Genomic DNA, 10,250 nt, shown 5'->3' on the forward strand with positions numbered 1-10,250 from the left:
GAACCCTGATGTCATCCGCGACCCAGAGCACCGCCGCCGTCCTGCTGATCACCGTCTCGACGATCGCGTTCGGCGGGTTGTCCCTGCTGATGAACCTGGTTCGGCGGATTCCCGGCTACCTGGACAATCCGGTACGCCGGGCCCTGTGGACCGCCGGGCACGCCCACGCCGGTGTGCTGGTGCTGTTCGCCCTCGTCGCGCTGCTCTACCTGGACCGGTCCGACTACGGCGACGGCATGCTGACGCTGATCCGTACCCTGCTGGTCGCCCCGCCGATCCTGATGCCGCTCGGCTTCTTCCTGTCCGTGGTCCGGCCCACCGACACCCGGCCCAACAAGCTGATCTGGCTGGTGGCGGTCGGCGGGGCCAGCCTGGTCGCCGGCACCCTGCTGCTCGGCGTCGGACTGCTCTGAGAACGCGCCAGAGCGGGAGCCCGGTCACGCCGGGGGACCCAGCCGTGCCGCCCGGACCGGCGGTGCGACAGACTAGCGCCATGGCGGCTCGTGGCTTTCCGTACCAGGATCTCCGGGAGTTTCTGACCGCGCTCGAAGGCGCCGGAGAGTTGCGGCGGGTAGGCGTACCGGTCGATCCGACGTTGGAGATCAGCGAGGTGACCACCCGGACGGTTCGGGCGAACGGGCCGGCGCTGCTCTTCGAGCGACCCACCCGGGGCGAGATGCCCATCGCGATCAACCTGTTCGGCACCGAGCGCCGGATGGCGATGGCGCTCGGCGTGGACCGGCTGGACGAGATCGGTGAGCGGATCGGGGCGCTGGTCAAGCCCGAGCTGCCGGTCGGCTGGTCCGGCATCCGGGAGGGCCTCGGCAAGGTCATGCAGCTCAAGTCCGTACCGCCGAAGAAGGTGAGGACGGCGCCCTGCCAGCAGGTGATCTACCGGGGCGCCGACGTCGACCTGAACCGGCTGCCCGGTCTGCAGGTATGGCCCGGCGACGGCGGGATCTTCCACAACTACGGACTGACCCACACCAAGCATCCGGAGACCGGCAAGCGCAACCTCGGCCTGTACCGGTTGCAGCAGCACTCGGCCAACAGCCTCGGCATGCACTGGCAGATCCACAAGGACTCCACCGCCCACCACGCGGTCGCGGAGCGCCTCGGCCAGCGGCTGCCGGTGGCGATCGCGATCGGCTGCGACCCGGTGGTCAGCTACGCCGCCTCGGCGCCGCTGCCCGGCGACATCGACGAATACCTGTTCGCCGGGTTCCTGCGCGGCGAGCGGGTCGAGATGGTCGACTGCCTCACCGTGCCGTTGCAGGTGCCGGCGCACGCGCAGATCGTGCTGGAGGGCTACCTCGAGCCCGGCGAACGGCTGCCCGAGGGCCCGTTCGGCGACCACACCGGCTTCTACACCCCGGTCGAACCGTTCCCGGTGCTGCACATCGAGGCCATGACCACCCAGCGGGACCCGGTCTACCACTCGATCATCACCTCGAAGCCGCCGCAGGAGGACCACGGCCTGGGCAAGGCCACCGAGCGGATCTTCCAGCCACTGCTCAAGCTGATGATCCCGGACATCGTCGACTACGACCTGCCGGCGGCCGGGGTCTTCCACAACTGCGCGATCATCTCGATCCGCAAGCGCTACCCGAAACACGCCCAGAAGGTGATGAACGCGATCTGGGGCGCCCACCTGATGTCGCTGACCAAGCTGATCGTGGTCGTCGACTCCGACTGCGACGTGCACGACTACGCCGAGGTGGCCTGGCGGGCCTTCGGAAACGTCGACTACGCCCGGGACCTGCTGCTCACCGAGGGGCCGGTGGACCACCTCGACCACTCGTCGTACCAGCAGTTCTGGGGCGGCAAGGCCGGCGTGGACGCGACCCGCAAGTTGCCGGGCGAGGGCTACACCCGAGGCTGGCCGGAGGAGATGACGATGTCACCGGAGATCCGCTCCCTGGTGGACAAGCGGTGGACGGAGTACGGCATCTCGTGAGTACCGTTGCGCAGTCGCCGGGGCGGGTCAGATCCTTCCTCCGGCTGGTGGCGATCGAACACTCGGTCTTCGCGCTGCCGTTCGCCTACCTGTCGGCGCTGACCGCCATGGAACGGCACGGCGGGCGGGTGCGCTGGCTCGACCTGCTGCTGATCACCATCGCCATGGTCGGTGCCCGTACCTTCGCGATGGCGGCGAACCGGATCATCGACCGGCGGATCGACGCCCGCAATCCGCGTACCGCCAAACGGGAGTTGGTCACCGGGGCGGTGAGCGTGCGGACGGCCTGGACCGGCGCGGCCGTCGCGCTGGTCGTCTTCCTCGCCGCCGCGGCGGCGCTCAACCCGCTCTGCCTCGCGCTCGCCCCGCTCGCCGCGGTGCCGCTGGTGGTCTACCCGTACGCCAAGCGGTTCACCGACTGGCCGCACGCGATCCTGGCGCTGGCCCAGGCGGTCGGCCCGGTCGGTGCCTGGGTCGCGGTGACCGGCACCTTCGCCGGCTCCGGCCCGGCCTGGCTGCTCGGCGCGGCGGTCGGACTGTGGATCGGCGGCTTCGACCTGATCTACGCCTGTCAGGACAGCGAGGTCGACCAGCGGATCGGAGTACGCAGCGTGCCCGCCCGGTACGGCCGCCGGTTCGCGCTCCACGCCTCGACCGTGGCGCACGTGGTGACGTTCGGCCTGTTCCTGTGGTTCGGTGCGCTGGTAGGGCTCGGCTGGCCGTGGTGGGTGGGACTGGCCCTGACCGCCGTCGCCTTCGGCTACCAGCACGTGGTGGTGACACCGACCGACCTGTCCCGGGTCAACCGGGCGTTCTTCACCGCCAACGGGTTCGTCGGGATCGCGCTCTTCGTCTTCGCCCTGCTCGACCTCGTGGTCCGGTTCCACCTCGGGGCTTAGGCGCTGCCGGGAAGCTTCTCCGCCCGGACCACCGCCCCGGGCGGCGGGGTGGCCCGCAGCGTGGCCCGGTAGCGGCCGCTCTCCATGGACCAGTCCATCGTGCCGCGCACCGAGTTGGCCACGCCCGCCAGGTATTCGCGCAGCGGGCCGTCGAGCGCCGGCCCGAACGACGGCACCGCGTCCCGTAACTCGACGAATCGCCGCATGCTCCCCTGCCACCGCCGGACCACCACCGGGATCGCCTCCTCGACCGGGATCCCGTTCTCCCGGGCCACCGCCAGCACCAGGTTGTGGCCGCCCGAGGTGGCCGCGTCCCGGTCCAACGACAGCAGGTCGTTGAACCAGGAGAGCAGGTCGTTGGCGGTGGCGGCGACCTCGCGTACCGCCGGATGGTGGTAGACGGCGTCCGGCACCGGCCGCCCGGTGGCGAACTCGATCAGAGCGTACGAGACGTAGGCCGCCGACGTCGCCCGGCGCAGCGCGACGTACTCGGCCACGGTGGGCAGCCGCCCGGTCGCCTTGTTGGTGGCCTCGACGACCACGCCGCGGAGATGGTGGGCCACCGCGTCGACGAAGCGGTCCCGCCAGGGGGCCGCCATCCGGTGGTAGGGGATCTGCCAGGCATCGGCGAGCATTCGACGGAGCGGCCCGTCGAACACCTCGGGCCGGGGCGCCGGCTGGTTCGCCGAGCGGGTGGCCGGTGGCGACGTCAGCCGGGCCGCCGGCCGGTTCGGAGACCGCGTCCCCGGGATGGCCGGCGGCTGGTGCGCGGACCGGGTACCCGCCGCGGTGACCGGTTGGGTTCTCAGCAGCCGCAGCACACCGTCACAGAGCGCGGCCACCTCGGCCGGTCGGGGCCGCCGGGCCGCGTCGCAGGCGTCGTCGAGCAGGAAGAACCAGGTGAACAGCGCGGCGAGTACCTGGAGGTCGGCCTCGGTGGCGTCGGGATACAGCCGGCCGGCGTACCGGGCGACACCGCCCCGGGCGAGCCGGACCCGCGCCTCGGGGTCGAGCGGCCCACCGACCCGTTCCGCCCAGTCGCCCAGCCAGTCCTGCACCTCGTCCGCGTACGGGCAGATGCGTGCGGGAATCGGACACCGCAACTCGTCCACCCACGCGTCATCCCCGTACATGTCCGTCCTCCCTCGGTCCCGCACCACGGACGTACACGAGCAGCATTTCACCTTTCGAGGTCTTTGTGATCGCCGTCGCCCTCGTCCCATCTCGCACCACCTGATGATCCGGTCCACCGGCTGGAGCCCCGGCGCGGCGACCGGTCAGGCCGCCGCGCGGCCGTCGTCCGGGGGCGGCCGGACTCTCGACGGGCGGTTGCGGCAGGCTGGGGGGCATGAGAAGGCCGTGGGTGGTCGGTGTCTCCGGAGCGTCGGGTACGCCGTACCCGGCCGCCGTGCTCGGCGGGCTGCTGGACGCGGGGGCGCCGGTGGACCTCGTCGTCTCGCGAGCGGCCCGGCTGACGATCCTCGACGAGACCGGTCGTCCCTTCCGGGACGCGCACTGGCGGGAGGACCTGTCCGGGTGGTTGCAGCGGGACCTGGCCGACGCGGACGTGACGTACTGGCCGGCCGGAGATCTCGCGGCGGGACCGAGCAGCGGTTCGTATCCGGCCCTCGGCATGGTCGTGGTGCCGGCGAGCACGGCGGCCTGCGCCGGCATCGCGATCGGACTCTCGAAGGACCTGCTGCAACGGGCGGCCGAGGTCAACCTGAAGGAGCGGCGTCCGGTGGTGGTGGTGCCCAGGGAAACGCCGGTCACCCGGAGTCACCTGGAGCACCTGATCGCCCTGCACGACGCCGGGGCGGTGGTGCTGCCGGCGAGTCCCGGCTTCTACGGCGCCGGCGCCTCCGCCTCGGCCCGCCAACTCGTCGACTTCGTCGCCGGTAAGGTGCTGGACGCGCTCGGCGTGCCGCATTCCCTCTTCCAGCGCTGGTCCGGCGAACTGGGTGCGGCCCGGGGATGACCCCCGAGCACGCCCAGCGGCGTCCGGCTGGTCCCCCCGGGATCACGCCCAGCGGCGACCGGCCGTTCCGTCCGGTCAGCCCCCCGCCGAAGCCGGCCGGCTTGTCGGTTAGGACCAGCCGGCCGGTTCTGCCGGGATCAGTGCAGGCCGACGTTGCCGGCGCTGGCCGGGCCGGGACCACTCGGGGTGGCCGGGCCCGCGTTCCGCGGACGGTTTGCGATGCCCTCGTCGACCTCGTCGAGCATGCCCTCACCCTCCAGCAGCGCACGTACCTCCGACTCGCGGAAGCGGCGATGCCCGCCGGGTGTTCGGATGCTACCGATACGCCCGGCCGCGGCCCAGCGTGTGACGGTCTTTGGATCGACGCGGAAGAGTGCTGCCACCTCGCCCGGTGTCAGCAGACGATCTCCAGTGTCCACAGCCCCCTCCTCGCGTCTACGAAGCCCCCGGACTGGTTGGACCGCCCCCAGAACACGTGCTTGCCAGAGCCTTCGTTTAAGGGACGTAGGGCAATTACAACACCGCCGGAGTGCCGTGTCCGGCAAACGCGAAAACGTACTGTGTGGGAGGTTAGACGGGATGATTTACCGCATTTAAGAGCTTTGTCAGCAACAATGCCGCCTCCGCCGCCGACCCGGTCGGGAAGCCGGACTAGGGTCCACTGCGTGGACGCCATCGACCTCAGCCTCGTTGAGCTGCTGCGCGGCAATGCCCGCCTTTCGTACGCCGAGCTGGCCCGGCAGGTCGGCCTCTCCGCGCCCGCGGTGCACGAGCGGGTGGGCAAACTCGAGGCGAGCGGCGTTCTCCGAGGCTATCGGGCCGACGTCGAGCCGGAGGCGATCGGGCTCGGCGTGACGGCCCTCATCGGCATCGTCCAGGACTCCGGTGGCGATACCGACGACGTACTCGACGCGATCCGGGAGATGCCGGAAATCGAATCCTGCTACTTCATGGCCGGGGTGGAATCGTTCCTGCTCAAGGCCCGAGTGGGCACAATCGCCGAGTTGGAGCAACTGATCCTGCGATTGAACCGGACCGCCGGAGTGGCGTCGACCCGTACCGGAGTGGCGCTCTCCACGAAATGGGAGAACCGTCCCCAACCGGTCACTCCGCCCCGACCCGAAGCGGCGCCCTGACCGGGTACCGTCCCGAGCGACCTTGCTACGTTCCTGGTCATGGAACATCTGGACCGGTTCGACGACACCGAGCGGGCGTGGGTGACCGCGGCCATCGCGGCGGTGGAGGCCGACGCGAACCGGTCCGCCGACACGCACCTGCTCTGCTTCCCGTTGCCCCGCGAGTGGGGCGTCGACCTGTACCTCAAGGACGAGTCGGTGCACCCGACCGGATCGCTCAAGCACCGGCTCGCCCGGTCACTGTTCCTCTACGGACTGTGCAACGGCTGGATCGGCCCGCACACGACCATTGTGGAAGCGTCATCGGGGTCGACGGCGGTCTCCGAGGCGTACTTCGCCCGGATGCTCGGCGTGCAGTTCATCGCCGTCATGCCGGCCGCCACGTCCCCGGAGAAGATCGCACTTATCGAGTTCCAGGGCGGAAAGTGCCATCTGGTCGACGATCCGGCCACCGTCGTGGTCGAGGCGCGCTGGCTGGCCGAGGACCTGGGCGGCCACTTCATGGACCAGTTCACGTACGCCGAACGCGCGACCGACTGGCGGGGAAACAACAACATCGCCGAGTCGATCTACGCACAACTCTCCCTGGAGCGGCATCCGATTCCGGACTGGATCGTGGTCGGCGCGGGCACCGGCGGTACCAGTGCGACGATCGGCCGGTACGTCCGCTACCGGCGACTCCCCACCAGACTCTGCGTGGTCGATCCGGAGATATCCGCGTTCTACCCGGCCTGGGCCTCGGCCGACTGGTCGACCACCGCCGACGGTGCGTCCAGGATCGAGGGAATCGGTCGACCGACCGTCGAGGCGTCCTTCCAACCGAGCGTCGTCGACCGGATGATCCGGGTGCCGGACGCGGCCTCGCTGGCCGCCATGCGCGCCGCGTCGGCGGTGCTCGGCCGGCGGGTGGGCGGATCGACCGGCACCAACCTGTGGGGGGCGTTCGGCCTGATCGCCCAGATGCGGGCCGCCGGCCGGACCGGATCGGTGGTGACCCTGCTCTGTGACGGCGGCGAGCGCTACACCGACACGTACTACTCGGACGAGTGGGTAGCCGGCCGGGGGATGGAACTGGCGCCGTACCTCTCCATGATCGAGCGGTTCCTGATCTCGGGAGAGTGGGCCGGCTGACGCGGGCGGGGCGGCAATGTCGATCAATCGCTCCGCTCGGCCAGCCCGGGATAGCGCAGGACGTAGCCGGCCGGATCGAGCGTGATGTCGGCGGTGAAGCCCTCGCTGGCGAAGCGTACGCCGCCGCCGTCCAACACCGTGTAGATCTGCTCCGCCGGGATCACCTGCAGACTCGGCACCAGCACCCAGACCGCGACGATCCGGTGCGTGCTTCCGGGAGCGGCGTCCCGGAGCCCCAGCCGGCGTACCGGGAGGGTGTTGAACAGCGGCGAGGCGCTCAGGTCGATGTCGATCGCCTTCGCGAGCCGCTCCGGCTCCTCGGTCCCGGGGAGACCGGCGGCCGGATGTCCGGCCGCGACCAGTGCGGCGTCCAGGTCCCCCTGCTCGGCGGTGCTGGCCCGCCACCGACCGGCGGCCCGTTCCAGGCGCAGGGAACGCAGCCAGCCCGCACCCTCGCAGCTGACCTCCAACCCCTCGGCCGCCCAACGCTCGTCGGTACGGAGTTCGTAACGGCAGGTGAAGGCCACCGGGTCGACGGCCAGGGCGGTGCCCCGAGCGGAGAGTCCGCGTCGGTCGTCGACGAGTGCGTGATCGGCGCCCGCCACATCGGTCCGGTTCCAGAACAACGACTTCGGCTTGGTCGGCATGCCCGGACGTTACCGCCGACCACCGACGTCCATGTCTGTTGCGGCAAAACACCCTGCCGTGCCGCGCGAGCTTCCGGCCCGCCGTGCCGCGTCGGAAAAACGGACCGGGCCGACGGCACGCATGTCGCGTGCCGTCGGCCCGGTCGGAGTTCGATCAGCGGGTCGAGGTCGCCCGTCGCCCGTCGAACCGATGGCCCCGTCGGTCGTCCGTCGAACGCTCGCCGGTTCCCCGGTCGTCGCGCGGACGGTCCCAGCCCGGCCGGTCGGTAGAGGTCCGACCCTCGTGCCGGAAGCCTCCCTGCCGGCCGCCCGGCCGCCACTCAGCACCCCGTTCCGTCCGACCGCCCTGTCCTGAGCTGTCACCGGACGGCCGGTCGCCGTAGCGTCGTTCGCCCTGGGGCCGGTCGCCGTAGCGCCGCTCACCCTGCGGGCGGTCGCCGTAGCGCCGCTCACCCTGCGGGCGGTCGCCGTACCGTCGTTCCGTGCGGGGGCGCTCGGTCCGGCGCGGTGCCGGTTCCTCGACCACCGGCACACCGCTGGGCTGGCGAGCCCCGGTCACCTCGGCCAGTGCCGCGTCGCCGGAACGTACCCGGGTCTCGGCCGGCTCGACACCGGCCTTCTGCAGCACCGCGAGCGTGGACCGGCGCTGCTTGGGCAGAACCAGGGTGGCGACGGCGCCGGACTCGCCGGCCCGGGCGGTACGACCGGCCCGGTGCAGGTAGTCCTTCGGGTCCTTCGGCGGGTCCACGTGGACGACCAGCGAGACTCCGTCGACGTGGATACCCCGGGCCGCCACGTCGGTGGCGACCAGAACGTTCGTCCGGCCTTCCTTGAACTCGGCCAGCGTGCGGGTACGTACCCGCTGGGTCTTGCCGCCGTGCAGCGCACCGGCGCGGACGCCGACGGCCGCGAACTGCTCGACCAGCCGGTCGACGCCCATCTGGGTCCGCGCGAACATCATGGTGCGACCCTGCCGGGCGGCGATCGAGGCCGCCACCGCGAACTTCTCGTGCGGCGGGATCAGCAGAATGTGATGATCCATCGTGGACACCGCGGCGGTCGCCGGGTCCGTCGAGTGGGTGACCGGGTCGGTCATGAACCGCTTGACGAGGGTGTCGACGTCGCCGTCCAGTGTGGCGGAGAAGAGCAGCCGCTGGGCGTTCGCCGGAGTCTTGGCGAGCAGTTCCGTGACGTCCGGCAGGAAGCCCATGTCGGCCATCTGGTCGGCCTCGTCCAAGACCGTGACCTCGATGTCGTCCAACTTGCAGACGCCCCGCTGGATCAGGTCGCCCAGCCGGCCCGGCGTGGCGACGATGATCTCCACGCCGCGTCGCAGCGAGTCGATCTGACGGTCGTAGGGCACTCCGCCGACGGCGGTCTTCAGGAAGACGCCCACTGCCCGCCCGAGCGGCATGAGCGCGTCGTTGACCTGCATCGCCAGTTCCCGGGTCGGCACCAGGATCAGCGCCCGGGGATGGTTCGGCCGGGCCCGGGGACCGGCCGCCACCCGGGTCAGCACGGGCAGCCCGAAGGCGAGCGTCTTGCCGGAACCGGTCTGGCCCCGACCGAGTACGTCCCGACCGGCCAGCGCGTCCGGCACGGTGACGCGCTGGATCTCGAACGGGACGTTGATGCCCTCCCGGCTCAGCGCCCGGACCAGTTGCCGGGGCAGCCCCAGCGCGGCGAAATCGGCTGGTTCGGCAATTGCGGCGGAAACGCCGTCAGCAGTCGAATCCCCGTCGGTAGGGGGAACGGGCCGGTCGGCGGAAACAACCTCGGTGGCGGCAACATTCTGGCCACCGGAAACAGCCTCGGCGTGGGAAACAGCCAGGGTGTCGGAAATCAGCTCGGCGCCGGAAACGGCCGGTGTGGCCGCATCGGCGTGAGCCTCTGACGCCGATTGGGCGTCGAATACGGACGGAAACGTGCTGGGGTCAGCAAAGGTCGTCAAGGATACCTCTCAAGCGGGGCGCATCATCGCGATGGCCCGCCGCGACGTGGTCGCCGTCGATTCGCCCGCATGATCGCCCATAGGCGCGGTACACGCGCCAGGTCAACAATCCAGCCAAGTGTACGGGGCTGTGCCGCCACTGCCACCTCGGCGCGCGCGCCAGTGTGCAGGCTCACCACCGGAGAACGGCCGTTGCCGCTCCGTTCGGTCGGGCATAGTCGCTGGTCGTGACGTCGATCAACTGCCCGCCAGTCCGTCGAAGAGATTGCTGAACGCGTCCCCGAACAGCAGCACCACCAGCAGGCCCACCGCGACCAGGATGCCGAGCCCGATCAGCAGGACGATCACGACCCGTCCGGTGTTCGTCTTCTGCGAGGGGGTGTCCGTCCAGCCCTGTGCCAGGATGTGGCCGGTCAGCGAGCCGGAGTTCTCCACCTGGTTCGAGGGCATCGAAACGGTCACATGCCCTTCCGGCCCGCCGTACACGGTGCCCTCGGGTTGCTGGTCACGCGCCCAGGCCTGATATCCCGGCGATTGCGGGGTGGTGGGGG

General features: G+C 70.7%; 10 protein-coding genes and 1 pseudogene. 6 read left to right on the forward strand and 5 right to left on the reverse strand.

The annotated features are described in order from the left end of the window. Positions 1-8: 8 nt before the first annotated feature. The 3 genes from I0C86_RS05755 (at position 9) to mqnP (ending at position 2,856) form a co-directional block, all read left to right on the forward strand. A complete protein-coding gene (locus tag I0C86_RS05755) occupies positions 9-413 on the forward strand; it encodes a hypothetical protein (RefSeq protein WP_196200150.1) in 405 nt (134 codons plus the stop codon). A gap of 80 nt (positions 414-493) precedes the next feature. Further along, on the forward strand, positions 494-1,957 hold the full coding sequence (locus tag I0C86_RS05760; RefSeq protein WP_196200151.1) for a menaquinone biosynthesis decarboxylase: 1,464 nt from the start codon (positions 494-496) through the stop codon (positions 1,955-1,957). Beyond that, entirely contained in the window at positions 1,933-2,856 is a 924-nt protein-coding gene (gene mqnP / locus I0C86_RS05765) for a menaquinone biosynthesis prenyltransferase MqnP (protein ID WP_196200152.1), read from the forward strand. The genes I0C86_RS05760 and mqnP overlap by 25 nt, the downstream gene beginning before the upstream one ends. Here mqnP and I0C86_RS05770 read toward each other — a convergent pair. Beyond that, positions 2,853-3,989 (reverse strand): terpene synthase family protein, encoded by a 1,137-nt coding sequence (locus I0C86_RS05770; RefSeq protein ID WP_196200153.1) that lies wholly within the window; start codon positions 3,987-3,989, stop codon positions 2,853-2,855. The genes mqnP and I0C86_RS05770 overlap by 4 nt on opposite strands. Before the next feature lie 215 nt (positions 3,990-4,204). On the opposite strand from I0C86_RS05770, the gene I0C86_RS05775 reads away from it, so the two are divergent. Further along, positions 4,205-4,834, forward strand: a complete 630-nt coding sequence (locus I0C86_RS05775; protein ID WP_196200154.1) for a UbiX family flavin prenyltransferase — start codon at positions 4,205-4,207, stop codon at positions 4,832-4,834. A 137-nt stretch (positions 4,835-4,971) separates the two neighbouring features. Here I0C86_RS05775 and I0C86_RS05780 read toward each other — a convergent pair whose 3' ends face one another. Beyond that, a complete protein-coding gene (locus tag I0C86_RS05780; protein ID WP_192765870.1) occupies positions 4,972-5,253 on the reverse strand; it encodes a BldC family transcriptional regulator in 282 nt (93 codons plus the stop codon). A gap of 246 nt (positions 5,254-5,499) precedes the next feature. On the opposite strand from I0C86_RS05780, the gene I0C86_RS05785 reads away from it, so the two are divergent. Together I0C86_RS05785 and cds1 are read left to right on the forward strand one after the other, a co-directional pair. Then, the gene (locus I0C86_RS05785; protein WP_196200155.1) at positions 5,500-5,970 is read left to right on the forward strand and encodes an Lrp/AsnC family transcriptional regulator; all 471 of its coding nucleotides are present in this window, start codon (positions 5,500-5,502) and stop codon (positions 5,968-5,970) included. A 39-nt stretch (positions 5,971-6,009) separates the two neighbouring features. Further along, a complete protein-coding gene (cds1, locus tag I0C86_RS05790; protein WP_196200156.1) occupies positions 6,010-7,101 on the forward strand; it encodes an L-cysteine desulfhydrase Cds1 in 1,092 nt (363 codons plus the stop codon). A 23-nt stretch (positions 7,102-7,124) separates the two neighbouring features. Here the strand turns inward: cds1 and I0C86_RS05795 are convergent, their stop codons facing one another. The 3 genes and pseudogenes from I0C86_RS05795 to I0C86_RS42955 form a co-directional block, all read right to left on the reverse strand. Beyond that, a complete protein-coding gene (locus tag I0C86_RS05795) occupies positions 7,125-7,748 on the reverse strand; it encodes a putative glycolipid-binding domain-containing protein (RefSeq protein WP_196200157.1) in 624 nt (207 codons plus the stop codon). A 154-nt stretch (positions 7,749-7,902) separates the two neighbouring features. Continuing rightward, positions 7,903-9,699: a DEAD/DEAH box helicase gene (locus I0C86_RS05800; protein ID WP_230393619.1), complete on the reverse strand. Its 1,797-nt coding sequence runs from the start codon at positions 9,697-9,699 to the stop codon at positions 7,903-7,905. A 237-nt stretch (positions 9,700-9,936) separates the two neighbouring features. Next, positions 9,937-10,250, reverse strand: a pseudogene (locus I0C86_RS42955) (hypothetical protein); the annotation flags it as partial.

Origin of the sequence: Plantactinospora alkalitolerans (assembly GCF_015690345.1) — a bacterium.
Lineage (GTDB): Bacteria > Actinomycetota > Actinomycetes > Mycobacteriales > Micromonosporaceae > Plantactinospora > Plantactinospora alkalitolerans.